25 protein-coding genes are annotated in these 24659 nt (G+C 68.5%); 10 read left to right on the top strand and 15 right to left on the bottom strand.

What is annotated here, in order from left to right:
• Positions 1 to 201: 201 nt before the first annotated feature.
• Both VI123_RS17750 and VI123_RS17745 read left to right on the top strand, forming a co-directional pair.
• Positions 202 to 621 (top strand): CopG family ribbon-helix-helix protein, encoded by a 420-nt coding sequence (locus VI123_RS17750; RefSeq protein ID WP_336339394.1) that lies wholly within the window; start codon positions 202 to 204, stop codon positions 619 to 621.
• 100 nt (positions 622 to 721) lie between these two features.
• Entirely contained in the window at positions 722 to 1639 is a 918-nt protein-coding gene (locus VI123_RS17745; RefSeq protein ID WP_336339393.1) for a PLP-dependent cysteine synthase family protein, read from the top strand.
• On the opposite strand, the gene VI123_RS17740 is transcribed toward VI123_RS17745, so the two are convergent.
• The 5 genes from VI123_RS17740 to cyaB form a co-directional block, all read right to left on the bottom strand.
• The gene (locus VI123_RS17740; RefSeq protein WP_336339392.1) at positions 1636 to 2400 is read right to left on the bottom strand and encodes a helix-turn-helix transcriptional regulator; all 765 of its coding nucleotides are present in this window, start codon (positions 2398 to 2400) and stop codon (positions 1636 to 1638) included. The two genes, VI123_RS17745 and VI123_RS17740, sit on opposite strands and share 4 nt — an antisense overlap.
• 210 nt (positions 2401 to 2610) lie before the next feature.
• On the bottom strand, positions 2611 to 3120 hold the full coding sequence (locus tag VI123_RS17735; protein WP_336339391.1) for a DUF5804 family protein: 510 nt from the start codon (positions 3118 to 3120) through the stop codon (positions 2611 to 2613).
• Between the two features lie 27 nt (positions 3121 to 3147).
• A complete protein-coding gene (locus VI123_RS17730) occupies positions 3148 to 4335 on the bottom strand; it encodes a tRNA sulfurtransferase (protein WP_336339390.1) in 1188 nt (395 codons plus the stop codon).
• 47 nt (positions 4336 to 4382) lie between these two features.
• On the bottom strand, positions 4383 to 5585 hold the full coding sequence (locus VI123_RS17725; protein ID WP_336339389.1) for a methionine adenosyltransferase: 1203 nt from the start codon (positions 5583 to 5585) through the stop codon (positions 4383 to 4385).
• 59 nt (positions 5586 to 5644) lie between these two features.
• Complete coding sequence (cyaB, locus tag VI123_RS17720) at positions 5645 to 6187, bottom strand: class IV adenylate cyclase (protein ID WP_336339388.1); 543 nt, start codon at positions 6185 to 6187, stop codon at positions 5645 to 5647.
• Between the two features lie 80 nt (positions 6188 to 6267).
• Between cyaB and VI123_RS17715 the strand changes: the two genes are divergently transcribed.
• From VI123_RS17715 to VI123_RS17705, 3 genes are all read left to right on the top strand, one after another.
• Positions 6268 to 7296, top strand: a complete 1029-nt coding sequence (locus tag VI123_RS17715) for a threonine ammonia-lyase (protein ID WP_336339387.1) — start codon at positions 6268 to 6270, stop codon at positions 7294 to 7296.
• Positions 7297 to 7375: 79 nt separating this feature from the next.
• On the top strand, positions 7376 to 8317 hold the full coding sequence (locus VI123_RS17710; protein WP_336339386.1) for an FKBP-type peptidyl-prolyl cis-trans isomerase: 942 nt from the start codon (positions 7376 to 7378) through the stop codon (positions 8315 to 8317).
• Between the two features lie 121 nt (positions 8318 to 8438).
• The gene (locus tag VI123_RS17705) at positions 8439 to 8639 is read left to right on the top strand and encodes a hypothetical protein (RefSeq protein ID WP_336339385.1); all 201 of its coding nucleotides are present in this window, start codon (positions 8439 to 8441) and stop codon (positions 8637 to 8639) included.
• Between the two features lie 2 nt (positions 8640 to 8641).
• On the opposite strand, the gene VI123_RS17700 is transcribed toward VI123_RS17705, so the two are convergent.
• Together VI123_RS17700 and VI123_RS17695 are read right to left on the bottom strand one after the other, a co-directional pair.
• The gene (locus VI123_RS17700) at positions 8642 to 9271 is read right to left on the bottom strand and encodes an RAD55 family ATPase (RefSeq protein ID WP_336339384.1); all 630 of its coding nucleotides are present in this window, start codon (positions 9269 to 9271) and stop codon (positions 8642 to 8644) included.
• A gap of 28 nt (positions 9272 to 9299) precedes the next feature.
• Entirely contained in the window at positions 9300 to 9926 is a 627-nt protein-coding gene (locus VI123_RS17695) for a MinD/ParA family ATP-binding protein (protein ID WP_336339383.1), read from the bottom strand.
• A gap of 220 nt (positions 9927 to 10146) precedes the next feature.
• On the opposite strand from VI123_RS17695, the gene VI123_RS17690 reads away from it, so the two are divergent.
• The 4 genes from VI123_RS17690 (at position 10147) to pyrI (ending at position 13785) form a co-directional block, all read left to right on the top strand.
• Positions 10147 to 11076, top strand: a complete 930-nt coding sequence (locus tag VI123_RS17690) for a sugar phosphate isomerase/epimerase family protein (protein WP_336339382.1) — start codon at positions 10147 to 10149, stop codon at positions 11074 to 11076.
• Positions 11077 to 11126: 50 nt separating this feature from the next.
• Entirely contained in the window at positions 11127 to 12263 is a 1137-nt protein-coding gene (locus VI123_RS17685) for an FG-GAP repeat domain-containing protein (protein ID WP_407067014.1), read from the top strand.
• 146 nt (positions 12264 to 12409) lie between these two features.
• Complete coding sequence (gene pyrB / locus VI123_RS17680; RefSeq protein ID WP_336339381.1) at positions 12410 to 13324, top strand: aspartate carbamoyltransferase; 915 nt, start codon at positions 12410 to 12412, stop codon at positions 13322 to 13324.
• Positions 13321 to 13785 carry an aspartate carbamoyltransferase regulatory subunit gene (gene pyrI / locus VI123_RS17675; protein ID WP_336339380.1) on the top strand — a complete coding sequence of 155 codons (465 nt, stop codon included), beginning with the start codon at positions 13321 to 13323 and terminating at the stop codon, positions 13783 to 13785. Before pyrB ends, pyrI begins: the two co-directional genes overlap by 4 nt.
• 5 nt (positions 13786 to 13790) lie before the next feature.
• Here the strand turns inward: pyrI and VI123_RS17670 are convergent, their stop codons facing one another.
• Genes VI123_RS17670 through VI123_RS17645 form a run of 6 tightly spaced genes read right to left on the bottom strand, consistent with a single transcriptional unit; the run spans position 13791 to position 21404 of the window.
• A complete protein-coding gene (locus tag VI123_RS17670) occupies positions 13791 to 14657 on the bottom strand; it encodes a DUF58 domain-containing protein (protein ID WP_336339379.1) in 867 nt (288 codons plus the stop codon).
• 49 nt (positions 14658 to 14706) lie between these two features.
• The gene (locus VI123_RS17665) at positions 14707 to 15648 is read right to left on the bottom strand and encodes an AAA family ATPase (RefSeq protein ID WP_336339378.1); all 942 of its coding nucleotides are present in this window, start codon (positions 15646 to 15648) and stop codon (positions 14707 to 14709) included.
• Positions 15645 to 16589, bottom strand: a complete 945-nt coding sequence (locus VI123_RS17660) for a DUF7502 family protein (protein WP_336339377.1) — start codon at positions 16587 to 16589, stop codon at positions 15645 to 15647. Before VI123_RS17660 ends, VI123_RS17665 begins: the two co-directional genes overlap by 4 nt.
• Complete coding sequence (locus VI123_RS17655; protein WP_336339376.1) at positions 16589 to 17248, bottom strand: chromosome partitioning protein; 660 nt, start codon at positions 17246 to 17248, stop codon at positions 16589 to 16591. The genes VI123_RS17660 and VI123_RS17655 overlap by 1 nt, the downstream gene beginning before the upstream one ends.
• Positions 17245 to 19611 carry a VWA domain-containing protein gene (locus VI123_RS17650; RefSeq protein ID WP_336339375.1) on the bottom strand — a complete coding sequence of 789 codons (2367 nt, stop codon included), beginning with the start codon at positions 19609 to 19611 and terminating at the stop codon, positions 17245 to 17247. Before VI123_RS17650 ends, VI123_RS17655 begins: the two co-directional genes overlap by 4 nt.
• A complete protein-coding gene (locus tag VI123_RS17645; RefSeq protein WP_336339374.1) occupies positions 19611 to 21404 on the bottom strand; it encodes a DUF7408 domain-containing protein in 1794 nt (597 codons plus the stop codon). The genes VI123_RS17650 and VI123_RS17645 overlap by 1 nt, the downstream gene beginning before the upstream one ends.
• A 107-nt stretch (positions 21405 to 21511) precedes the next feature.
• Between VI123_RS17645 and VI123_RS17640 the strand changes: the two genes are divergently transcribed.
• Entirely contained in the window at positions 21512 to 22549 is a 1038-nt protein-coding gene (locus tag VI123_RS17640) for a YihY/virulence factor BrkB family protein (protein ID WP_336339373.1), read from the top strand.
• 2 nt (positions 22550 to 22551) lie between these two features.
• Here VI123_RS17640 and VI123_RS17635 read toward each other — a convergent pair whose 3' ends face one another.
• Positions 22552 to 23184 carry a trimeric intracellular cation channel family protein gene (locus VI123_RS17635; protein WP_336339405.1) on the bottom strand — a complete coding sequence of 211 codons (633 nt, stop codon included), beginning with the start codon at positions 23182 to 23184 and terminating at the stop codon, positions 22552 to 22554.
• 226 nt (positions 23185 to 23410) lie between these two features.
• Complete coding sequence (locus tag VI123_RS17630; RefSeq protein ID WP_336339372.1) at positions 23411 to 24658, bottom strand: P-loop NTPase; 1248 nt, start codon at positions 24656 to 24658, stop codon at positions 23411 to 23413.
• Between the last annotated feature and the right edge of the window lies 1 nt (position 24659).

Genomic DNA, 24659 nt, shown 5'->3' with positions numbered 1-24659 from the left:
CGTTCCGGCGAGTACTGGAGTGCGCGAGCCTCTGGGAAATCCGGTTCGCCGCCACCATTCATACCTTACACAGCCCACCCGAGAGAAACATCCCTCTCCCGTGGGCTTCCTGTATTTATCGACGAGAGCACACAGATAGCGGCAGCGCCGTCCGACGGTGGGATATGAAATATTAATACCCTAACGCAACCGAGTTATTACATGGGCGTAGTCAGCATCTCGATGCCGGACGAACTGGAGGAGCGAATCGACACGTTCGCGGACGAACACGGGTACACCGGCCGCAGCGAGGTCGTTCGGGAGGCGGTCCGGAACCTGATGGGCGAGTTCGAGGACAAGCGACTGGAGGACCGCGAACTGATGGCCATCGTCACGGTGCTGTTCGACTACGAGACCACGACGGTCGAGGAGAAGATGATGCATCTCCGCCACGACCACGAGTCAATCGTCGCGTCGAACTTCCACAGTCACGTCGGCGACCGGTACTGTATGGAACTGTTCGTCTTGGAAGGGCGGCTCGATGACATCTCCGCGTTCGTCGGCAAGGTCCGGGCGACGAAGGACACGCTGTCGGTCGATTACTCGGTGCTGCCGGTCGACGACATAAACATGTTCACGTGAGACGGTGTCGACGCCGGAAAGCCCTGCCGCGTCCCGGGAGACAACGAACCGTTTGGGACCTTCAGTAGGCGTTTAAGTCGGGGCCGCGTAGCCGGCGGCGATGAAAGACTCCATTCTCGACACAATCGGGTCGCCGCTGGTCTCGGTCCGCGCACCGGAGGGGGCGACCGTCGCGGCGAAGGTCGAGTCGTTCAATCCCGGCGGCTCCGCCAAGGACCGGCCGGCCAAGTACATGATAGACGACGCCGAGCGAAGCGGGGCGCTCGAACCCGGCGATACGCTCGTCGAACCCACGAGCGGGAACACCGGCATCGGGATGGCGCTGGTCGGGTCGACGAAGGGATACGACGTGGTACTGGTGATGCCGTCCTCGAAGTCGCCCGAGCGCCGCCAGATAATGAAGGCCTACGGCGCGGACATCGAACTGGTCGAAGGCGACATCTCCGACGCGAAAGAGCGCGCGGACGACCTCTGTGACCGCGACGACCACGTCCAGCTCCGGCAGTTCGAGAACCCGGCAAACCCGCGGGCGCACTACGAGACGACGGGCGAGGAGCTACTCGAACAGGTGGGCGACCGGAGCGTCGACGCCCTGGTAGCGGGCGTCGGGACCGGCGGGACCCTCACCGGAACCGGCCGCCGCTTGCGCGAGGCGTTCCCCGAGATGGATATCGTCGCGGTCGAGCCGGCGGACAACGCCGTCCTCTCGGGGATGGAGCCGGGCACCGGCGAGGACAGTTTCCAGGGAATGGGACCGGGGTTCGTCAGCGACAACCTCGACACAGACTTGCTGGACGACGTGATGACGGTCGAACTCGCGGACGCGGAAGACGAGTGCCGACGCCTCGCCCGTGAGGAGGGCATCCTCGTCGGCCAGTCCTCGGGCGCGTCGAACCTCGCCGCGCGCGAGGTGGCCGGACAGTTGGTCGCTGACGGCGTCGACGACCCGCTCGTCGTCACGGTCTACTGGGACAGTGGCGAGCGGTACATGTCGACCGGGATGTTCGACGGCGACTAGTCGAGCGGGCGCGCGTTCCGCCTGTAGGCTTCGTACTTCTCGCGGGCCCACTCGTTCATCGCTTCGGTGTCGTTGTTGATGGTGCCCTTGATGCCCGTCTCGGTGTAGACGACGATACCGCTGACGGCCCCGTCGGCCCTGTCGGCGGTCCAGACCGCGTACGGCATCGGCTCCCCGGTCACGTACAGCGAGACGTTCGACAGGGCTTCGAGCGTGTCGCGCCTGTCGGGGTGCGCGCTGTCGAGGGATTCGACGACGGCGTCCGTCACTACCAGTTCGACGTCGACGGCCGTGTCGCTCCACAGGGACTCGATGATGTCGACGTAGCGCGGGAAGACCGCCGGGCCGGTCCCCTGAAACGACGTTGTTCCGTCCAGGACGTCGACGGTCTGCTCGGTCGGGGCGGTCGGTGCGGACGGCGACGCGGTCTCTACGTCCGCGTCGTGGAGGACTGCCGGGTCGATGTCGACGTCGGCGGGCAGCGCGGAGAGGACGGGATGGGCACGGTGGAGGGCGTCGAGCCGGTCGCGGAACCCCTCGTAGGCTACCATCGCCTGTCGGCCCGCGTAGGTGACGACGTACTCGCTGCCGGTCCGTTCGACGAGGTCGGCCTCGCGGAGCGCGCCGACCGCCCGGTCGACGGTGGACCGCGACCGGTCGAGTGCCGCCACGAGTTCGGGCTTCGTTTTCGGCGTTGATAACTCAACGAGAAACTCGTATCGCTTCGTGACGACGTCGACCACCGATGAGGACTGTCCCATGTCCGTCTCACCGTTCGTCGCTATCCGGTATTGTTCTTCCTCTTTGCCCCAGTATTTCCGAAAACAGGCATTGATACTCAGGGGATGGGAACTTTCCCGGTCATTCGGTATATACGGTTCGGACGAGTGATGAGAGCCGTGGGCAGACAGACCGCCGATAACGCCCACCCGGAGTGCCCGGCCCGTGCCTCTGACATCCGGGCGCTTTTCTCACGCACCGAACTCGGATTCGGTCACCCGCACGACGAGCGTATCGTCCACGTCTTGTAGGTCGTACTCGGGAATCGTGTCGCCGGTTCGCGTCAGGAGCATCGGCTCCACCAGTTCCGGCGGGCGCTCGGTCGCGGCCTGTGCGTCGGACGCCTCGTCCGGGTCTGCCGGCTCTCTTTCGACGATGCCGTACACGTTGAGAAAGCGCCCGGTGTCCTCGGGGGCGATGTCGTCGTCCCGAATCGCGGCGGCGAGGTCCCGAGAGAGCCACTCTGTCTCGCTGATGGAGGGGTCGCGGATGAAGGCGGCGTCGGCGAAGCGGACAAGATACCAGTTCAGGTCGTTCAGGAGCGCCACCGCCGCCCCGAGGCTCACGGTGTCGACGGCGACGGTGTTTGCGAACGGTTCCTGCAGGTCGTAGGTGGCGAGGGCGTTCCGTGCGGTCTCGCGCGAGAGGAGTTCGTACCGGAGGTTCACGTCCTCGCACCCGACGAGACAGACCTGCGTCATGGCTCAACCCTGGCCCGCCCCGGAAATTTAGCTTTCGATGGGGACGACAGTGCGGTCCCGGGCACAGCTCTCGGCGCGGTCGAACAGGTCGTCGGGTTCGGCCGCCCGGACCGCTTCGAGCGAGGCGTTGGTCTCCGGGTGCGACGGTGCAACGCGGTTGCACCCGGCGTCGATTGTCGAGTCCTCGAACGTCCCGATGGCCCGCGCGCGGTCGGTTATCTCGGACTTGTCGACGGTGAGGTTCGGCCGGTGTACCGGGAGCGCCGTCGCGGCGTCCGTGACCGCGATGTTGGCGCTCGTCTGGCTGGACTTCTGGCCGATAGCCTCACCGGTGACGACGCCGACAGCGCCGCGGTCGCGGGCGATGGCGTCGGCGACCGCGAGCATGAACCGGCGGAGCGCGAGCATCCGGAGCGACCCGAGGTCTTCCGAGAGGTCGGCGACGACGTCTCCGGCGTCGACCACGGAAAGCGACAGGTCGTGTCCGGGCGCGTACGCGGCGAGCGTCTCGACGGTCGAAACTGCCCGCGCCCGGTGGTCGGGGCCGCCGTAGTCACCGAGGTCGACGTAGACAGGGAGCACGGGTGCGCCGCGTTTCATGAGCTTCCAGGCGGCGACGGGCGAGTCGATGCCGCCGCTGACCAGCGCGACGACGGGTCGCTGGGTCCCCAGCGGGAGCCCGCCCGGGCCGGCGCGCCGCTCACAGAAGACGTACGCCGCGTCGGCGCGGCACTCGACGAACAGCTCGAAGTCGGGGTCGTCGAGGTCCACCGCGGGCGATTCGCCCAGTCGTTCGAGTGCCTCCCAGACGGCTGCCCCGCCGGCGGACTCGATATCCGTACTGGAGAAGGGATGTGCCTCCGCCCGGCCCGCCCGGCGGGCGTCGACGGCGAAGGTCCCCCCGGCGTACTGTGCCCGGGCGGTCACGGCCAGCGCGCCCTCGATTGCCGACAGCGTCGGGTCCACGGTCGTGACCGCCGAGGCGGAGGTGACGCCGAACGTGTCGGCCGCGGCCCCGGTCACGCCCTCGGGCTGGTCGGTGTGGACGAACAGCCGGTTCCGGCGCTGGTCGATGTCCCCGGACAGGCCCCGGGCGTCGAGCATCGCACGGAGGTTGTCCGCCAGTTGCCCCTCCATCTTCCGGCGGACCTGTTCGCTCTTGACGCCGAGTTCGCCGTGACGGACGAGCACGCTGTCGGCGTCCGGTGGGTGCATGCCCGCGAGTTGACTGCCGGCGAGTAAAGGGGTGTCGCCTCGCCGCCTCAGAACGTCGAGAGGTCGCCGTCGATGACCTGCCGCGTGACGTCGGTCACGTCGGCCAGTTCCTCGTCGATTGTGGCCTGGATGTCCGATTCGACGTCACCGACCGCGACGCCGTCCTCGGTGACGACCGTCGCGTCGGCGACGTGGGGTTCGTCGATGGGTGACCCGATTTGTGAGAGCAGGCGCATCTGGACCTGCCGGATACCGTCGACCTCGCTCGCGACGGACTGGGCGATTTCCGTCGAGAGGAGGTTGTATATCTTCCCGATGTGGTTGACGGGGTTCTTCCCCGATGTCGCCTCCATGCTCATCGGGCGGTTCGGCGTGATGAGACCGTTCGCGCGGTTCCCGCGCCCGACGGAACCGTCGTCGCCCTGCTCGGCGCTGGTGCCGGTGGTCGTGAGGTAGATGGACTCGGCGTCGTAGTCGTCGGCGGTGTTGACGTGGACCGTCACGTCCCGGTCGGTGTACTCCGCGGCCAGGTCGGTAACGAACGCCCGCACGTCCGAGACGGCGCTCTTGTACGCGTCGAGGTCCGGGACGTGTTCGTCGACCATCGCGACGGCGACGGTCACGTCGATGTGGTCGCCCTCGCGTTTGCCCATCACTTTCACGTCTTGGCCGACGACGGGGTTGGACGCGGCGTAGTCGCCGGTCAGTTCCCGCTCGGTGTGCAGGACTATCTGCTCGGTCTCTGTCAGCGGGGCGTGGCCGACGCCGTAGCTGGTGTCGTTTGCCATCGGAACCGTCGCGTCCTCGCCGAAGACGGTCTGGAGGTCGCCCGACCCCTCGCCGAACTGCACGTCGACGACGACGTCGGACCCGAGGTCGAGATGGGGGAACTGCTCGTCGAGGTAGTCGCGTGCGGCCCGGAGGGCGATGCTCTCCGCCGGGATGCGCTCGCCCTCGAATTCCTTCGTCGCCCGCCCGACGACCAGGATGTAAATCGGCTCCAGCACCTCGCCGCCGCCGTACGCGGGCGCGGCGGTCCCGGCGACGAGCTGTGTCTCGTCGGTGTTGTAGTGCAGGACCGTCCCGAACCGGTCGATGTAGGTCTGGGCCAGCGCCCGCGACACCGTCTCCGCGATACCGTCACAGATAGAGTCCGGATGGCCGATGCCCTTTCGCTCTACGACTTCGATGTCCTGGTCTTCGACAGCGTGCCCGCTCGCGGGCTGGACGTGGATGTTCCGCTCGGTCATTACCCCGACTTCGGCTGGCCGGGTTCTATAACTTACGGGAACAGATGGCGGAGAAATGATTACTCGCTCGCATCGTCGAGCAGCAGACCGAGGTAGGAAGTCCGCTGCTGGTCGCTCGGGTCGAGACCGAGGTCCCGGAGCACCTCGTAGGCACCCTCCCGCACGGGCTCGATGTCGCCGTCGGTCTCGCGCTCGACCTCGACGAACTCCCCGACGTCGTCGACGGCGTCGAGCGTGACGGCGTACTCCCGGACCTCGTAGACCCGGCGGTTCTTCCGGACGGTCGCCGCCGGCTCGAAACCGAGCTGCCGGACGATGGCGTCGACGTCGTCGCCGTCCGCGACTCCCGTCTCGAGCTCCTCGCGGCTCTTCGACTCCGCTTCGAGGAGTGGGCCCTTGTACGTGACCTTCGCGCTCGTTTCCCCCTGCCTGGTCTCGCGGCGGACCCGGAACGCCTCGTCTGTCTGGGCGAAGTCCCGGTGGGGGGCGTCGTAGTACGTGTCTGTCTGTATCACCGTATCGACCTGTTCGGCCCCGAGCTCGTCGAGCCGTTCCGCGACGGCCTTGATGTCCGCCGGCACCTTGACCTCGACTTCGTACATACCGGTTGGCTGGACCGGGTCGGTGAAAAACGCTCCCGTCGACCGCGCCATTTACTGTGTCCGCTCTCCCGGGTAGTAGTATGGCCGGTCGCTACGAGCCGATCAACTCCCCGGACGAGACGACCCTCTTTCCGTACCACGACCTGACGCCGCCGACGGTCCCGGCAGTCGTGCGCGCCCGGCGACGCACCCGACAGCACCTCCCGGAGACGCCTCTGGTCCGCAGCGAGCCCCTCTCTGCCGCCCTCGACGCCGACGTCCTGCTCAAGCGCGAAGACACGCTCCCGACCGGCGCGTTCAAAGTCCGCGGCGGCGTGAACCTCGTCGCGTCGCTGGACGAGGAGTTCCGCGAAGCGGGGCTGCTCGCCGCGAGCACGGGGAACCACGGCCAGTCTATCGCCTGGGCCGGCCGCGAGTTCGATGTCCCCGTCACCATCGGCGTCCCCGAAGACGCGACCGCCGGCAAGGTCGACGCGCTGGAGCAACTCGGCGCGGAGGTCATCCAGCACGGCGAGGACTACGACGAGGCCCGCGAACACATTGAGGAGCTGGCGACCCAGCGCGAAGCCCGCTACGTCCACTCGGGCAACGAACCGAAGTTGCTCGCCGGCGTCGGCACCGCGGGGTTGGAAATCCTCGACGAGCGGCCCGACGTCGACCGGGTGTTCTGCCCCGTCGGCGGCGGCACCGCCGCGGCCGGGTACTGCATCACGCTCGGGGCGATGACCGACGCCGCCGTCGTCGGCGTCCAGGCCGAGCGCGCGCCCGCGGTGTACCGCGCCTGGCAGGAGGAGACGCTGGACGGCCTCGACAGCGTCGACACTATCGCCGAGGGCGTTGCGACCCGGGTCCCGTTCGCGCTCCCGACCGAAATCCTGCAGGCGGGGCTCGCCGATTTCCGGCTCGTGTCCGAGGACGCCATCGCGGACGCCGTGGCACGCCTGTTCGCGACGGACCGCATCGTCATGGAGGGGGCCTGTGCGACGGCCGTCGCCGCGGCGCTCCGGGCTGGCGACGAGCTACGGGGCGAGACGGTCGTCCTCCCCGTCTCGGGGCGGAACATCGACCGCGATAAGTTCGCCCGGTTGCTGGCCGAAAGCGAGTACTAGCCGGTTACCAGCGGGAGTGTCCGTCCGCCGCTGGCCGGGAAACGTTGTCCTTAAGAGTGCCACGACTGACGAACAGGGTATGAGCAACGAGTCCGAGACCGAGGCAGACGAGGAGACCGCAGCCGAAGAAGAGCAGGCGGAGGGACTACAGAAGGGCGACGTCGTCAAGCTCGCCTACACCGCACGTACCGTCGACGGCGGCCAGCTCGTCGACACGACCGACGAGGAAGTCGCCGAGGACGACGGCATCGACACCGAACAGCAGGAGTTCGGTCCGCGCACCATCGTGCTGGGCGAGAACCACATCTTCCCCGACGTCGAGCAGGACATCTACGGGAAAGAGGTCGGCGACGAGGGCACCGTCACCGTCGCCGCCGCCGACGCCTTCGGCGAGTACGACGAGGAAGAGGTCCGGACGGTCTCGAAGGACAAGATTCCCGAGGACGACCGCTACCCCGGCGCACACGTCGACATCGAGGGCGAGCACGGCCACGTCGAGACCATCATCGGCGGCCGCGCGCGCGTGGACTTCAACCACCCGCTGGCCGGCGAGGATGTCGAGTACGAGTACGAAATCCTCGAAGAGGTCACGGACCGCGAGGAGAAGGCCCAGGGCATCATCCAGATGATGCTCGACATGGAGCTCGAGGTGTGGTTCGAGACCGACACCGTCGAGGAAGAACAGCTCGTCGAGAGCGAGGACGACGAGGACGAGGAGTCCGAGCCCGAGTACGAGACCGTCGAGGTCGAGAAGGAGACCCTCTACATCGAGGCGACGCCCCAGCTGACGATGAACCAGCAGTGGATGATGGGCAAACAGCAGATAGCCCAGCAGCTCACCCAGCTGCTCGACATCGACCGCATCATCGTCCAGGAAGAGATCGGTGGCGGCGGCATGGGCATGCCCGGCATGATGGGCGGCATGGGCGGTGCCGGCGGCGCTGACATCGAGGACGCGCTGGAAGACGCGGACGTCGACGCCGAGGAAATCGTCGAAGAAATCGAAGGCGCCGAGGAGTAACTGCACCGAGCGGCTCTGCAGTGCTGTGGGCCAGCGAGCGGTTTCATCGCTCCGAGCGACTGCTATCTTCTGACGGCCACTACGGGCGAACCGTTATACGCGCGAGGCGACATCACCAGCCATGCGAGTGTCGCTGGTGTACCCGTCGCTCCTCGCGCTCCCGCCCGGAATCGCGTTCGGCGTCGGCACGCTCGTGCTGACCGGTCGCGCCGGACTGGGGCTGGTCGCCGGCGTCGGCGTCGCGCTCGGACTGTTCCTGTTGATACTCGTGGGAACCGAGTTCGGCTCGACGGACAGGGAGCGACGGCCCGGCCGCGAGTAGAATCAGGCGATGTCGCGGCTGGTGTCGATGCTGACCTCTTCGACGAGGTTGAGCTTGATGATGTCGGTGGGGGCGCGTCCGCCGCGGAACTTCGGAATCGCGAGGCGGTTCTCCACCTCGTCTCCGGTCGTCGTGGTATCGAGCTGGAACACCACGTCCGCGAAGTGCTCGGTCGTGTCCCGGAGCGGCGGCACCTCCCGGCCGTCGAGACAGTGGACGATGGCGAGGCTGCCGGTGTTGACGATGTGGTTCTGCAGGTCGTTCATGAAGGCGCGAAAGCGCGAGTGTGGCTCCTGTGCTTCCAGCACGTCCAGCGGGTCGACGATGAGGTTCGACGTCTCCGGGAGCGCCGAGACGAGCTTGCCGGCGTTGTCCAGCGGCGCTTCGCCGGAGATGTGTCGCACCGTCGGGTCGCCGGTGTTGGCCGGCGTCTGCTCGATGCTGGCGATGACCGACTCGGCGGTCCGGTCGAGCGAGAGCCACAGTGTCCCGCGCGTGGCGGTGAGTTCGTAGAGGAACAGCTCCGCCTGGCTGGCCGGCTGTGCAGAGAGCACGACGATGCTCCCGGCGGGGATGCCACCGTCGAGCTTTCTGTCGAGGACGTCGATGCCCGTTCGCAACCGGTTGGCCATACCACTGAGGAGTTATTTAGCCACGAGATTAAGTATTCCGCTTGGTCAGAACGGCCGCTATCTCGGCGTATTTCGCCGTCGCGCGGTCGGCTTCGAGTGGCCCCGACACCGACGGAACGTGGACCGTGCGCGGACACGACAGCAGGCCCGACGGGTCGACGGACCCGTCGCTGCCGACGAGGACGGTCAGCCTGGGTGGCGCGTCGAGCGTCCGGGCCATCGCCGCCGTCTTGGCCGCGTCGGTGAGGCTCCGCCGGGTCGGCTCGCTCACGAGCACCGTCCCGTTGGCCGCCCGCAACGGGCAGGCGGCGTCCGGGCCAGCGCCGGCCGGGCAGTCCAGTACCACGGGGCGACCGCACCGGGATAGCCTGTCGACAGCGCTGCTGACAGCGGCCGCAGACGCGGTCCGGCAGGGGACGACGTCGACGTTCTCGACGGTCGCGGCCCGCCGTGCGACTGCGGTCGGCTCGGCTCCGGCCGCGATGTCACTGACGCCCGACGCCGGCCCGACGCCGGCGCGGCGATGGAGGTTCGGCATGTCCCGGTCGGTGTCGACGACCAGCGCCCGTCCGGTGACCCTTCCCAGTGCCTGCCCGACCCCGAGAGCCATCGTCGTCTTCCCGCAGCCACCTTTCCCGCCAGCGATTGCGAGCATACCGTTGGTCGCCCCGCTATCCCTCTTCAACCCTCGCACCGGTCACCGTGGGCCCGCACACAGATGCCCGACTCCGCGGGACCAACGTGGTTCAGGTGGCCGTTCGCGCCGCCGCCCTCCAGGGGTCCACGTCTAGCGGCCATCGTCGGGCTCGGTTATCCACCGGCTATGCCACGATAGCCCATGTGTAACGATAACAGTCACAGCATTACAGAACCGTATGGGTAGTGGACCCAGCAAGGCGCTCCAGTTGTACAGCGTCCGTACCCTGCCCGAATCGCTCCCCGAAATCGTCCGGCGCGTCGGCGCTGCCGGCTACGACGGTGTCGAGTTCGCCCACCGGTTCCACGAGGCACCGCCCGAGGACGTCGCTACGGCACTCGACGACGCCGACCTCGACCCGGTCGCCGTACACGCTGCCCTCCCCGAAATCGAAGCCGCTCTGGAGGGTGATTCGGACCTGCTGGTTCGGTGTCGAACGGTGGGGTGTGACACCGTCGTCGTGCCACACTTCCCGGCGACGGCGCTTCGAACCCGGAGCGACGTCCGCTCGCTCTCCCGTCGGCTCCGCGACGCGGCGGCCGGCCTCGCGGAGTCCGACATGCGGCTGGGCCACCACATCGGCCGCCGGACGTTCCGTCCGTTCCTCCCGGACGCGGCGGGCACCGTCATCGACGAGACGCCGATACCGGCGGCCGCCGGGGAGTGCGCACACCGGCTGGCGACCCGGATTCGGCAGAACGACCCGGCGACGATACCGAGCGAGACCCCGATGTGGAACCTCCTGGCCCGGACCGCTCCGGACGAGGTCACGTTCGAGCCCGAGGTCGCGGACGCACGCGAGGCCGGCTACGACCCGACCGCCGTCTTCTCGCTGTGTGGCGAGCGCATCGATATGGTACACCTCCGGGACGTGGCTCCGGCCGGGCCGTTCCGGGGCTACGAGAACGTATCACACGGTGAGGGAGTCGTCGACATGGACGCGGTGCTGGACGCCGCGGCCGACGCCGGGGTCGACTGGGTGATATACGAGAACGAACTCGACGGCGACCCGACGGCGAAAATCGACGACGGGGTGGCCACGCTGGAGCGACTCCTCGGCGGGAGCGACCCGTCCCGGAGTCCGGCGCGCGCCACCACCCGCTCCTGACCGGTGTTAGCCCGGCCATAACAATACTGATTCACCCGAAGGGCTGGGACATGAACCTCCACCACGAGCGCATCGAGGCGTCGCCGCCGGCGAACACGATGAGTTTCTGCCTCACGACCGACCTCACGGGCAACGGTCGGCCCGACGTCATCGTCGGGGCGCTCGGCGACAAGCACGAGGTTGAGTTCCCACTCGTCGACAAGTCAGTCGACTTGCTGTCCGTATTCGGCATGGGGCCGCTGGCCCGCTGGCTCCAGACGAACGTGTTCTGGTATGAAAACCCCGGCTGGGAGCGCCACGACGTTGCCAGCGCACCGGAACTCTCTGTCGGCGGTTCGCTCGGCGACATCACGGGGAACGGTCGCCCGGACATGGTAGCCGGTCAGAACATCTACCGGCACAAACTGTGGTGGTTCGAGATACCGGACGACCCGCGAGAGCAGTGGACGCGTCGGCTCATCACTGACGACTTCGAGAAGTATCACGACACCGCCGTGGCCGACGTGGACGGGGACGGGGAAAACGAGGTCGTCGGGCTGTCACAGGAGTCCCAGACCGTGTTCTACTACGACATCCCCGAGGACCCGACGCGGGAGCCGTGGCCGGTAGCGAACCGCCACATCGTCGCCGAGGACCTCGACGTCGAGGGCGTCGCCGTCGAGGACGTGGACGGCGACGGCGCGGTCGAAATCGTCGCCGGCCCCAACGTCTTCCACCGGACCGCCGACGGGTGGGACCGGGAGCCGATTGCCGACGACTGGCAGTGTACCCGCGTCGCCATCGAGGACGTCGACGGCGACGGCGACCTTGAGATAATCCTCGTCGAGGGCGACGAGCCGTACCTCGACGACCGCCCGGCCCGGCTGGGCGTGTTTGACCCGCCCGAGTGGGACCTGACCCTGCTGCACGACGACCTCTCGAATCCCCATAGCCTCGACGTGGCGGATTTCGACGGCGACGGCAGTCCCGACATCTTCGTCGCGGAGATGGGGCTGGAGACCGGCCACGAGCCCCGACAGTTCGTCTTCCACAACGACGGGGCCGGGAACTTCGAGCGGAAAGAACTGGGCATCGGCGTCCCGACCCACGAGGCGAAGGCCGTCGACCTCGACGGCGACGGCGTCCCCGACATCGTCGGCAAGGCCTACACCGAACCGCGCGTCGACGTCTGGCGGAGCAATCCCTGACAGGGCGCTGGCCGGCCGTCGGGTCGGTTTCGCCCCGCTCGTTTTCCGCCGTATCCCGGCCCCGCCGGCCGACGTTCGGGCACGCCCGAGAGCCCTGTTCCCGTGTCGGGGGATTCAAGACCGTCCGGAGCGCGGTATCGAGTGAAATGCGGCACGACCACATCATCAGCGCGAAACAACTCTCGCGGGGCGACATCGAGACGGTGCTCGACCACGCGGCCGACATCGCGGCTGACCCGGGGGCCTTCGCGGACCGGCACAGCGACACGCTGCTCGGCATGCTCTTTTTCGAGCCGAGCACCCGGACGAAGATGAGCTTCACCACGGCGATGAAGCGCCTGGGCGGCGACATCGTCGACATGGGCTCGGTCGAATCCTCGAGCGTCAAGAAGGGCGAGTCGCTGGCCGACACCGTCCGCGTCGTCGAGGGGTACACCGACGCGCTCGTGCTCCGCCACCCCATGGAGGGGTCGGCGAAGATGGCGAGCGAGTTCGTCGACGTGCCGCTCGTCAACGCCGGCGACGGGGCCGGCCAGCACCCGACACAGACGCTGCTCGACCTCTACACCATCCGGGAGAACGCCGGCTTCGACGACCTGACTATCGGTATCATGGGCGACCTGAAGTACGGCCGGACGGTCCACTCGCTGGCGCACGCGCTCACGACCGTCGACGCCAGCCAGCACTTCATCAGCCCCGAGTCGCTCCAGCTCCCGCGGTCGGTCCGCTACGACCTCCACGAGGCCGGCGCGGGTATCCGCGAGCACACCGAACTCGACGAGATTCTCCCGGAACTGGACGTGCTCTACGTGACGCGCATCCAGGCCGAGCGGTTCCCCGACGAGAGCGAGTACCGCGAGGTCGCCGGCCAGTACCAGATCGACGCCGACACGCTTGCGGCGGCCAAGGACGACCTGACCGTGATGCACCCGCTCCCGCGCGTCGACGAGATTGCCCACGACGTCGACGAGACCACCCACGCGCAGTACTTCCAGCAGGCCCACAACGGCGTCCCGGTGCGGATGGCCCTGCTCGACCTGATACTCGGAGGCGACCAATGAGCGACGACCAGCAACTCCGCGTCTCGAAGATTCGCAACGGCACCGTCATCGACCACATCGCCGGCGGTCAGGCGCTGAACGTCCTCGCTATCCTCGGCATCGACGGCACCAGCGGCGACTCCGTCTCGGTCGCCATGAACATGCCCTCGGACCGCCTGGGCCACAAGGACGTGGTCAAGGTCGAGGGTCGCGAACTCTCACAGAACGAGGTGGACGTGCTCTCGCTCATCGCGCCCGCCGCGACCATCAACATCATCCGCGACTACGCGGTCGTCGAGAAGCGCCGCGTCGAGCGCCCCTCTGTCGTCGAGGGCGTCCTCGAGTGTCCGAACCACAACTGCATCACGACCGAGGACGAACCCGTCGACTCGCGCTTCGCCGTCGGCGACGACGGCGTCCGGTGTGAGTACTGCGACACGATTATCCGCGACGACCTGCCGGCACACATCCTCGCGGAGTAGGCCGCCTACTGCAGCCAGACGCTCGCAAACGAGTCGAAGTAGTCCTCGCCGGTATCGACCAGCACGTGGTCCGCCCCCAGCGCAGTCACGCGGTTGGACACCGAGTCGATGTGGGCGTCGAGCCGCGACTGGTAGGTCTCTGCCAGCGAGCCGCTGAAATACGACCGCCGTTTCTCGTCGCTCTCGGGGTCGGCAAACAGTACGTCGCCGACGACGCCGGGGTCGCGTTCGCCCGGTGCGACCACGCGGACCAGCAACACGTCGGCGTCGTTGCGCGCGAGCGCGGCCACCCCGGATTCGAGGGCTTCCGGGTCGGTCAGGCAGTCACTGAACACGACGACGAGCGAGCGCGAGCGGATGCGTTCGGCGTACGCTTCCAGCGCCGACTCGAAGTCGGCCGTCCCCGCCGGCGACATCTCGTTCAGCTGGTCGATGAGCGAGAGTATCTCGCCGCGGTTCGATTGCCCGGTGTCGATTCGCTCGACCCGGTCGCGGAACGTACAGAACCGGAAGTCGTTGTTCTCCTCCGCGGTGAGGTAGGCGAACCCGAGCCCGAGCTTTGCTGCGTACTCGAACTTGTGGCTCGCCGCCTCGCCGTAGTCCATCGACGCGCTCGTGTCGACGAGCAGGTGGACCGTCAGGCTCCGCTCCTCCTCGTACTGCTTGATGAAGTACTCCTCCGTCCGGGCGAACAGTTTCCAGTCGATGCGCCGCGTGTCGTCGCCCGGCGAGTACCGCCGGTAGTCGCTGAACGTGAGCCCCTCGCCGACCCGCGGGGATTCCTGGTCGCCCTGTCGTATCGAGGTCGTCTGGCGGTTCAGGGCGGCGGTGAACCGGCCGAGTTCGTCCAAGAAGTCCGGCTCGATAGTCACGGCTGGCCCTCCCGCCCGTCCGCCGGCCGACCCGCAGTCCGTGAGCGGGTCATTCCAGCAGCGACGCGACGAGGTCGTCAGCCGTCCGGCCCTCCCGCTCGGCCCGGAAGTCCACGATAATCCGGTGGCGGAGGACGGGCGCGGCCAGCGCTTCGATGTCCTCGCCCGTGACGTGGGAGCGGCCCCGGAGGAACGCCCGCGCCTTCGCCGTCTGGACGAGCGCCATGCTCGCTCGCGGGCTGGCTCCGAACTCGATGTCCTCGGCCTCCCGGGTCCGGCGAACGAGCTGGACCGCCCGGTCGCGCAGGTCGTCGGCGATGGGCATCTCGCGGACCAGTTGCTGTATCTCCTGAATCTCCGAGCGGGTCAGCGACCGCTCGACCGGCACCTGTTCGGCCCCGGCGGTGTACATGTCGACGATTGTCCGCTCCTCCTCGTAGTCGGGGTAGTCGACCAGCAGTTTCAGCATGAAGCGGTCGGTCTGGGCCTCCGGCAGCGCGTAGGTCCCCGACTGGTCGATGGGGTTCTGGGTCGCCAGGATGAAGAAGGGACGGGGCAGTTCGTAGGTCTCGCCCGCGGCGGTCACCTGCTTCTCCTGCATCGCTTCCAGCAGCGCGGCCTGTGTCTTCGGTGTCGCCCGGTTGATTTCGTCGGCCAGGACGACGTTTGCGAACACCGGCCCCTTCTCGAAGACGAACTCGCGACCGCTGTCTGTCTCCCGGATGATTTCGGTCCCCGTGATGTCCGAGGGCATCAGGTCGGGGGTGTTCTGGATGCGGGAGAACTGGAGGTCCGTCACCTCTGCGACGGTCCGGACCATCGTCGTCTTCCCCAGCCCCGGGTTCGATTCGAGCAGGGCGTTGCCGTCGGCCAGGATACAGACGAGCAGTTGCTCCAGTACCTCCTCCTGGCCGACGATGCGCGTCCCTATCTGTTCACGTGCGTTCGCTATCTTCCGCTGTAGTTCGTCGATGTCTTGCTCTGGGCTCATGGGTCGGTGTCCTCGTCCTCCGGGTCTTGCTCTCGAATCCTGAGGTTGTACTCGCGGATGAGGTCCGCGTCCTCGACGTCTTCCTGACCGGCGAAGCCGGCCTGCTGGCTGTCGACCGCGCCGCTGCCACTCCCCGGCCCCCCGGTGTCCGGCGACGGCGGGAACGACTGGCTCCGGTCGAGTTCCTCCTCGCCGCCGGTCGAATCTATCTGGGCGGTGAGGTTCTCGTCGCCGGCCTGGACGTCCTCGCTGTCACCGAGTATCGCGTCGCCGTCCTCCAGTCCCTCGTACCTGCTGGGCCGGTCGGTCGGCGACTCCGTCTCGGCCGGGTCGCGGTCCAGCAGGCCGACGTCGACGACCGCCACCTGCACCGTCGCCAGACTCAACAGGACGACGACAACGAGCGTCCCGACGAGCCGCCGGCTGTCGACGAGGGCGACGCTCGAACTCTGCTTCAGGCCGTCGAGGACGTCCTCGTAGAGTCTGGCGGCCATCCGCGTCTCGGCCCCGTCCTCGACCGCGTCCCGGGCGGTCCGGAGCGCCTCGGCCACGCCCGGGTTCGCCGCCTCGAACTGCTCGACGAGGGGACGGCGGGCGCGGTACAGGTACTCGCCGACGAGCCAGGCCGCGCCGGCGACGCTCCCGACGACCGCGCCAGTCGGGAGCGACAGCCCCGAGAGCGAGCGGCCGACGGCCGTCCCGACCGGCTCGGTCACCGCCGCGGGCACCGACAGCTGTGTCGGGAGTTCGGCCGGCGAGAGCACCGTCAGGAGGATGTTCACGAGCAGAAAGAGCAACATCGCGTCGACGACGGCGTAGACGAACGCCGCCTTCTTGCCCTCGCGCCTGACCTCAGCGATGGCCGCGGCCATGCGCTCGCGGGCCTGCGTTCGGTCGCTCGCGGCAGCGTCCTCGCCGTCGTTGGTGTCCGGGTCAGTCATCAGTAGTCCTCACAGGTCGGGTCCGGCGTCTCCATCCGGTTGCAGATGGTCTCGATGTCGTCTTCCAGCGCCTCGTTCTGGTCTTCGAGGTCCTGGATGTCGTTTTCGAGGGAGCGTATCCGTGATTCCAGGTTGTCGATGTCGTCCTGCAGGTCGGACACCTGGTCCTCCAGCTCGTCGCGCTCGTCTTCCAGCTCCTCGTTCTCGCTCTCCAGGTCGCCGACCGTCGATTCGAGGTCGTCGACATCGTCCTGCAGGTCGTCCCGCTCGTCCCGAAGGTCAGAAACAGTCCCCTCCAGCTCCTCGACCCTGTTCCGGCTCTCCCGGAGCGACTGCCGGGTCTCGGATAGTTGGCTCTCCGTGGCGTTCAACTGTGACTCCGTCTGGTTCAGGTTGGTCGCGACCTGGTCGACGTCCTCCGACCGCGTCTCCAGTTGCTCTTCGAGTTCGGTGACCTGCGTTCGCGTCGACTCCAGTTCGCTTCTGGTGTCGTCGAGGGTCCCCCGAAGCTCGGCGTTTTGCTGGCGGAGCTGTTGGTTCTGTGAACGGAGTTCGCTCGCCGAGTCCTGGTACAGCACCGTCGTGCCGCCGGTGCCGACCATCGAGAGGACGACGAACACGACGAGTCCGACGTTGATGCGCCGGCCGATTGCGCTCACGGGAGACCACTCTCCAGGGAGGTGCGGCCGCGGTACACTTGAACACGGCGGGCGACCACCTCGCCGGTGAAAAGCAAGAGCGCCCCGAGCAGGGCGACCCAGTCCCAGGTGTCTCGGACGGTGCGGACGCGGGTGGATTTCTGGCGCGCCTCGCTGGCTATCTGCTCGCCCTGGCTCGGACTGAAGGTCTGCCCGCCCGTCGCCTCGACGAGCGCGTCGAGGCTGTCGCTCGGCCCGAACGCGCCGTACTCGACGGGGTAGTTCGCCGCGTACTCGGTGTCAAGCACCGTCCGGTATCCCGCCTCTCGGGGCGTGAACTCGCCGCGATAGCGGCCGTCGCCGACCTGCCGGAAGGACACGTCCGCCGCCTCCGGACGGCTGTCGCCCCGGTATGTCAGCGTCGTCGGACTCCCGACCCTGGCGTCGCCGACCGCCGTGACGCCGGTCTGGGTGCGGGTCGGGTCGCCGACGGCGTAGTTGACCGACTTCGTGACGACCAGCGAGTCGGGCCGGTCGAGCAGACCACCCATCGTGTTGTCCGAGTCGTAGGCGGTGATAGAGACGACCCGTCCCAGCCCGAACCGCCAGGAGGCGATGGCCGGCTTCCCGTCCGCGGTGGCGACCTGATAGTCGGCCCCGGGCTTGACCTGGACGTTGTTGGCCTGGCCGGGGTTCGCCGTCAGCTCGACGCCCGAGGTGATGAACGTGTTCTCCGTGACGATAGTGAGGTTCTCACCCTGGTAGCGCCGCGAGGTGCCGCCAAAGAGGAGCCGCAGCCGCTCGGTCTCGTCGGCGGCGAAGTACGAGCCGCCGGACTCGCTGGCTATCTGGCGCAGGGTCGCGACGCCGACCCGCCTGCCGACGCCGACAGAGATGACGCGCGTCCCCTCCCGGCCCAGTTGGTTGGCGACGGCCGCGGGCGGGCCGAGCCGGTCTTGGCCGTCACTGAGCAGGATTATCGTCCCCTCGCGGTCGCCCAGCAGTTCGTCGGCCCCCTGGAGCCCGACGGCGATGTCCGTCGCGCCGCCGCTTTCCAGCCGGCGTATCCTGTCGGCGGTCTCGGCCCGGTTCTGTCCGAGCGGTTGCAGCTCCGAGACGCGGTAGGCGTTGTAGTTGAACGCGACGACGCCGACCCGGTTCTCGTCGCCGAGCTGGTCGAGCACGTCCAAGGCGACGGCCTTCTGTATCGAGAGGCCGCCCTCGGCGCTGCCGGAGACGTCGACGAGGACGACGATGTTGGACTCGCCGCCGGTCGCGTTCCCGACCCGGACCGGGAGCATCGAGGCCACCGGTGACGTCTCGTAGCCGCCGTTCTCGTAGGCGTTCTCCCCGCCGGCGACGACCAGCCCGCCGCCGTCGATGACGTACTCCTGCAGTGCGGTGGCGTTCCCGACGTTGCCCGCCGGCGTGTCCTGCATGACGACGGCGGCGTAGTCGCCGAGGTCAGCTGGCACTGACGAGGCCGTCGAGACGTTGTACAGCGAATCGAGGTAACCCCGCAGCGGGTACTGGCCCTGCGAGACGTACAGCACGTCGGGCTGTTCGATGACGCGGACGCTCTTGTAGAACACGTCGTTTCGCGCGTACTCGTCCTCGCCGGACAGCGTCGCGGTCACGCGGTGGGCCCCAAGCTCCTCGAACGTGTGGTCGACGGTGAGCGTCCCGTCCGGCCGGAGTTCGCCCTCGGTGACGGTCTCGCCGTCGACGGTCACCGTCACGGGCACGGGTTCGAGGACGCTCACGCCCTGCATCGAGACGGTGTACTGGGACTGGACGCCGCGGCTCACCGTCGACGGCCCCGCTATCGCCACGGCGCGCTCGGTGCGTGGCGACTGGGGAGTGACGCTGTGGACGGTCGCGTTGAGCGCGGCGGCGTCCTCGGCGGCCGCCGCCAGGCTCCGCCCCTCCGTGACCCGGCCGTCGGAGACGACGACGACCGTCCCGTTCTCCCGGAGGTTCGCCGCCACGCCGTCGCCGAGCCGCGAGGTCGACCCGCTGCCGATGGTCGCCCGCGTCACCGGCACCCCCTCGTTTTCGATGTCCCGCACCAGCTCGTCGGTCGTGTTCGGATAGATGCCCATGCTGGCGGAGTCGTCCGAAAGCAGCGTCACGCCCGGCTCGCCCGGCGTCTCGCGGGTCTGGACGGTGTACGGCTCCATCGCACCGAGGACGAGCAGGCAGACGATGAGTACGCGGCTGGCCAGCAGAAGCCGGCGGCTCCGGTCCGAGGCCGACCGCGGCCCGCTCTCGCCACGCCGGACGAGATACACGAGGAGGCCGACGGCGACCGGGAGGACGAGCAGCGGCCAGAGGGACTCGACGCCGACGGTGAGCCCCTCCGCGACGGTGTAGGAGACCGCCATCAGAGGTCACCCCGACGGCGCAGATAGCCGACCTCGGCCAGTGCGAGCACCAGCCCGCCAAGTGCGAAGTACTCGGTCAGCGGCCGCGGCACCGACCGCCGTTCGGTCCGGGTCAGGTTCCCGGCCGTCCCGGAGCGGTCGTCGAGCGCCTCGACGGCGGTGTTGGACTCGCTCTCGTCCAGCAGCGACGCGCTCACCTGCCGGCTCTCGCTCCGGTAGAGGCCGGCCCGCTGGAGCGGGACCGTGGGCCCGGAGACGGAGCCGGCCGGCCCCTGGACGGTGGTGTTGCCGAATCGGACGGTCTCGCCGGTCGCGTAGTTCAGGTCCGGGAGCTGGTCCCTGTCTGCGAGGTAGTACACCGCCCGCTTCCAGAACACGGGGTACTGGTAGTTGAACTTGAAGCTGGACCGCTCCTCGATGTAGCCGTAGTACATGACCCGCCCGCCGTTTCGCTCCTCGGTGGCGATGAGCGGCGTCCCGTCGCCCAGTTGCACCTGGGCGGACCCGGAGCGCAGCGAACCGGAGACGTACTCGTCCGGCGGCTGGAAGTCGATGCCGCGGGTGAGCTGTGTCTGTTCGGTCAGGCCGACCGTCGCGCCCGTCCGTATCTCGCCGGGCTCGACGAGCAGGAGGTCCCCGTAGCGCTGTGGGAGCCCGTCCTGTGCCAGCACCGCGACGCCGCCGCCGTCGGAGACCAGCGTGCGCCCGCTCTCGACGTTGCCGGGGAGCAGCGAACTCCGGTCGACGTTGCTGTACAGGATGACGTCGTAGCCCTCCTGAATCGTCGTCGGCGGCTGCCTGACCGTCACGTTCACCCGGTCGACGACAGACAGCGCGGTAATCAGGTAGCGGTTCCGGTCGTTCGTCAGGACCAGCACGTCGACGGCCGCGTCCGCCGGCGCGGCGACGTAGACGCTGTCGTCGGTGGCGAAACTGTCGCCCGGGCTGAGCCGGGCCTCGCTCCCGCCGGCCGGGACCGGCAGCGTCACCGAGCCCACGTCGTCGGGGCCGAGTTGCAGTTCTTGCTGCGTGTCGCCGAGCCGGACGGTCCGGGTGACCGTCGAGTCGCCGTAGTTTTTCACCGACAGCGTCACCGCCGCGCCGGAGAACCGCCGGTCGATGAACCCGACGTTCGCGTCACCGCCGCCGCCGAACTGCCGGAGGTCGACCGAGAGGCCCCGGCCCCGCGCCGTCGTCACCGCGCTGGTCCACTCCTCGCCCGCGAAGTCGCTCAGGACGACGATTCTGGCGTTTTCGCCGGCGAGCGAGGCCGCCTGCGAGATAGCGCCGCCGAGTTCCCCCGGCGCGTCCGTCGGACTGAGCCCGTCCAGGGTTCCCTGGGCCGCCGTCGGCGTGCCCCGCTGGAGCACCACCTCGCCGCCGTCGGTCGTGGTGACGACGGAGGTCGTCCCGGTCACCTCCTCGCGGGCGGCCGCGACGGCCCGCTGGAAGCGCGTCTGCCCGTCCGCGTCGGTCCCCATTGACGCGCTCGTGTCCACGACGACGACCGTCTCCTCGACCGTCGCCCGCTCGGAGACGGTGACGTACGGCGTCGCCAGCCCGACGGCGAGTACCAGCACGACCAGCACCTGCAACAGCAGGAGGAGGCTGCGGGAGATGCGTTCGAAAAACGGCGTCGCCGACTGCTGGCGTTCCCCGGCGACGAGAAACTGGAACGTCGGCAGGGTGACCTCCTGTGGGTCAGGGCGGATGAGGTACAGCACCACTATCGGGAGGGCCAGGAGGAGGGCGGCCAGTCCCAGCGGGGCGAGCAAAACGTCCGAGAGGACCATTACCTGTGTTTCAGGCGGAGGCGGCATTTATCTTGTGACTCTGGTGACACGCCCCCGCGGGTGCCCGACGACGCCGTCTATTTGCGTCCCGGCGTCGAACGGTCGGTATGCGTTTCAGCCGCGCCCGCACGGAGGAAGTCCTGCGGGCCCTCGTTCACGAAGTCAGGGCGGAACGGCTCACGTTCATGGCTGGCTCGATAGCCTACCACGCGTTCCTGTCGATTCTCCCGCTGTTGTTGCTGGTGTTGACCTTCGTCCAGCGGACGGAGAACGTCGCGCTCAGCACCTCTATCGTCAATATCATGGAAGCCGTCCTGACGGCCCAGGCAAGCGGCGTCATCCAGCAGGGGCTCAGCGAGGCCGACGCGTCCGTGTCGCTTCTGGGCGTGGGCTTTCTCTTCTGGGGGTCGCTGCGCATCTTCCGCGGGCTGGACACGGCCTTCTCGGACATCTACGAGACGGGCGCGTCGAACACGTTCCTCGACCAGCTCCGCGACGGCCTGCTCCTGCTCGTGACCGTCGCCGTGGCGATACTCAGCGCCAGCGCGCTCGGTAACGCCGTGCCCGACGGCGGGAGCGGGCCGGCGTGGGCGGTCGTCGGCGGGTTTGTCCGTGCCGCCGGCCTCTTCGTCGTCTTCTACCCGATGTACTACGTCTTCCCGGACACCGACGTCGAACCGCTGGAGGTGGTCCCCGGCGTCGCCTTCGCCGCCGTCGGACTCACGGTCGCGCAGGTCCTGTTCACGGCGTTCAAATCCGGCTCGACGGGCGGGAACCTCATCGCCAGCATCCTCGTCTTGCTCTCGTGGCTGTACGTCATCGGCCTGATTGTCCTGCTCGGCGCGGCCGTCAACGCCGTCCTCTCGAACCGCTCCGAGGACGTGGACATCGCGCCGGTCGTCGGCGGCGTGGCCCAGCAGAACACCGAGCGGGAGACGGCGATGGCCCGAGACGACCTGCTCGCTGACCTGGACGCGCTCGGCGACCGTCTGCAGCGCGGGAGCGGGACGATAACCGTCGAGGTCGGGACCGAACGGACCGAACTCGACTGTCCCGAGACCGCGACCGTCGACCGCTCGTCGGACGTGTTCGGACTCGACCGGTCGGTCGCGCTCACGCTCCGGTGGTGGCCGGAGGACGACTAGCGCTACCGCGTGTCGTGTCGCTCCCGCGCCCGGACCGTCGGGAGCGACCACCCGCGGCCGACGCCGAGCCCGCGCGCCGACAGCACCGCGAGCGCGCACCCGCCCGATGCCGCCCCGAGCGCCAGGTCCATCCCCGCTAACGCCCAGAAGGTGAGGCCGCCGATGACGGCACAGGACGCGTAGAAGTCGTCGCGGAGGATAAACGGCGTCCGACCCAGCAGGAGGTCCGATATCGCGCCGCCGCCGGCCGCGTTGACCGTCGCCAGCGCGACGACGGCGAACACCGGGAGACCGGTCCGGTGGGCCAGCAGCGCGCCGGTGGTCGAGAAGGCCGCCAGCCCGATGGCGTCGGCCGTCAGGACGACCGGGTGCTGGTGGCCGTCGTCGAGGGAGTGGACGAACACGACGGCCGCGCCGACGCCAAGCAGCGAGAGGCCGACCTCGCCGGGGGACTGCAGCGAGTTCGGGACCCTGTTCAACAGCAGGTCTCGGGTCGTCCCGCCGCCCAGCGCCGTCATCACGCCGACGACCGTGACGCCGAACACGTCGTAGCGCTCCTCGATGGCCTTTGCCGCGCCCACGAACGCGAAGCCGACAAGTCCGACCGCGTTCATCAGCGCGAACGCGTCAGTCACGCCGGTCACCGCCGGTCCGTCCCCGCCGCCCGCTCAGTCGGTTCGGGCTTCCCCGGTCCGGCACGTCGCTGCCGCCCGTCCCTGCCATTACCGTATCGCTACGGACGGCGGTAATTATCCCTTTCCAACGGCCGCGCCGGGGGCAGTGTGGTAGCGTTCGACACGGCTGGACGGCAGTGGAGGGCGCGACCGGTCAGCCGTGCGCCCGGTCGCGACCAGTGCGCTGTCAGGGTTTCTCCGTCTCCAGCACCCAGTCGCTCGGCGTCGCTCGCCGGACGTCGAACGGGTCGAACGCCTCCCGCGGGGCCTCGGCGAGGCGACCGAGGAAGCTCCCGACGGGCGTCGGGTCGCGGTCGCTGACGAGGACGAACCGCTCGCCGCTGTCGAGGGCGGTAAAGCGCTCGCGGACCCGGTCCTTCCGTTCCTGGGGCGGCAGGTCGCGGATGTCGACCGCGTCGGGGTCGTCGGCGACCGCCACCTCGCCCGCAGTATCGAGCGCGTCCTCGACCGCCGCGCCGAGGTCGTCGACCGCGTCGGGCACGTCGCCGGGCGCGGGCGTCCCCTGGAGGTCGTGGCTGAACGGGAGTTCGGCGAGCACGTCGGCGTCGAGGTCGGCGAGCGCGTCGCCGGCGAACAGGTCGTTCGGCTCCCCACAGCAGTCACAGACGTACTCGGCCATGTTGACGACGGTCCCGAGCACCGGGACGTCGTTGTCGCGGAACAGCTCGACGGTGCGGCTGGTGTCGCTGACGCTGGCGTGGAACGGCGTCGTCACGACGACCACGCCGTCGACCGGCACCTCCTGGAGCGTCGTCAGGACCACGTCGCCGGTCCCCGGCGGGAGGTCGAGCACCAGCGTCCCGTCGGTGCGCCAGGCGGTGTTCTCGAAGAGGTCCGAGAGCGCGTCGTGGGCCATCGCCCCGCGCCAGGCCAGCGGCGCGCCGGACTCCATCAGGCCGACGCTCATCACGTCCATCGAACCCGCTCGCACCGGGAGCGGGTCCCCCTCCTCGCTTGAGTGGACCGGCCCGCTCACGTCCAGCAGTTCGGGCACGTTCGGGCCGTGGATGTCGGCGTCGAACAGCGCCACGTCGCCGTCGGCGGCCAGCGCGCAGGCGAGGTGGGTCGCCACTGTCGACTTGCCGACGCCGCCCTTCGCGCTGGCGACGGCGACGACGCGGTCGAACGACTCGACGCCGCCCTGGCCCTCGCTCGACGGCGTGGTCCGCTCGACGTGGACGCTCTCGACGCCGTCCACGTCGTCGACAGTGCGGAGCATCGCTTGGACGACCTGCGTGCTCGTCCCCCCGTCCAGCGCCGTCAGGTCGGCCTCTATCGTCACCTCGCCGCCGTCGACGGCGATGTCGTCGACGAATCCCGCGTCGAACACGGAGAGGTCTGCGTTCGGGTCGCGCACGTCTCGCAGTGCGGCCTCGATGCGGTCGGTCAGCGTCGTGGGCGTTCCATCAGTCATC

The sequence above is a fragment of the Haloarcula sp. DT43 genome (genome assembly GCF_037078405.1).
Lineage (GTDB): Archaea > Halobacteriota > Halobacteria > Halobacteriales > Haloarculaceae > Haloarcula > Haloarcula brevis.
This window is presented reverse-complemented; position numbering and strand designations above follow the sequence as displayed.

Coding starts and splice junctions, on each gene's coding strand:
- VI123_RS17645 (WP_336339374.1), bottom strand. CDS start 21,404: ATGGTCCTCTCGGACGTTTTGCTCGCCCCGCTGGGACTGGCCGCCCTC.
- VI123_RS17725 (WP_336339389.1), bottom strand. CDS start 5,585: ATGACCGAGCGGAACATCCACGTCCAGCCCGCGAGCGGGCACGCTGTC.
- VI123_RS17690 (WP_336339382.1), top strand. CDS start 10,147: ATGGGTAGTGGACCCAGCAAGGCGCTCCAGTTGTACAGCGTCCGTACC.
- VI123_RS17705 (WP_336339385.1), top strand. CDS start 8,439: ATGCGAGTGTCGCTGGTGTACCCGTCGCTCCTCGCGCTCCCGCCCGGA.
- VI123_RS17685 (WP_407067014.1), top strand. CDS start 11,127: ATGAACCTCCACCACGAGCGCATCGAGGCGTCGCCGCCGGCGAACACG.
- pyrI (WP_336339380.1), top strand. CDS start 13,321: ATGAGCGACGACCAGCAACTCCGCGTCTCGAAGATTCGCAACGGCACC.
- VI123_RS17695 (WP_336339383.1), bottom strand. CDS start 9,926: ATGCTCGCAATCGCTGGCGGGAAAGGTGGCTGCGGGAAGACGACGATG.
- VI123_RS17710 (WP_336339386.1), top strand. CDS start 7,376: ATGAGCAACGAGTCCGAGACCGAGGCAGACGAGGAGACCGCAGCCGAA.
- cyaB (WP_336339388.1), bottom strand. CDS start 6,187: ATGTACGAAGTCGAGGTCAAGGTGCCGGCGGACATCAAGGCCGTCGCG.
- VI123_RS17735 (WP_336339391.1), bottom strand. CDS start 3,120: ATGACGCAGGTCTGTCTCGTCGGGTGCGAGGACGTGAACCTCCGGTAC.
- VI123_RS17640 (WP_336339373.1), top strand. CDS start 21,512: ATGCGTTTCAGCCGCGCCCGCACGGAGGAAGTCCTGCGGGCCCTCGTT.
- VI123_RS17745 (WP_336339393.1), top strand. CDS start 722: ATGAAAGACTCCATTCTCGACACAATCGGGTCGCCGCTGGTCTCGGTC.
- VI123_RS17700 (WP_336339384.1), bottom strand. CDS start 9,271: ATGGCCAACCGGTTGCGAACGGGCATCGACGTCCTCGACAGAAAGCTC.
- VI123_RS17715 (WP_336339387.1), top strand. CDS start 6,268: ATGGCCGGTCGCTACGAGCCGATCAACTCCCCGGACGAGACGACCCTC.
- VI123_RS17660 (WP_336339377.1), bottom strand. CDS start 16,589: ATGACTGACCCGGACACCAACGACGGCGAGGACGCTGCCGCGAGCGAC.
- VI123_RS17665 (WP_336339378.1), bottom strand. CDS start 15,648: ATGAGCCCAGAGCAAGACATCGACGAACTACAGCGGAAGATAGCGAAC.
- VI123_RS17730 (WP_336339390.1), bottom strand. CDS start 4,335: ATGCACCCACCGGACGCCGACAGCGTGCTCGTCCGTCACGGCGAACTC.
- VI123_RS17740 (WP_336339392.1), bottom strand. CDS start 2,400: ATGGGACAGTCCTCATCGGTGGTCGACGTCGTCACGAAGCGATACGAG.
- VI123_RS17630 (WP_336339372.1), bottom strand. CDS start 24,658: ATGACTGATGGAACGCCCACGACGCTGACCGACCGCATCGAGGCCGCA.
- VI123_RS17650 (WP_336339375.1), bottom strand. CDS start 19,611: ATGGCGGTCTCCTACACCGTCGCGGAGGGGCTCACCGTCGGCGTCGAG.
- VI123_RS17750 (WP_336339394.1), top strand. CDS start 202: ATGGGCGTAGTCAGCATCTCGATGCCGGACGAACTGGAGGAGCGAATC.
- pyrB (WP_336339381.1), top strand. CDS start 12,410: ATGCGGCACGACCACATCATCAGCGCGAAACAACTCTCGCGGGGCGAC.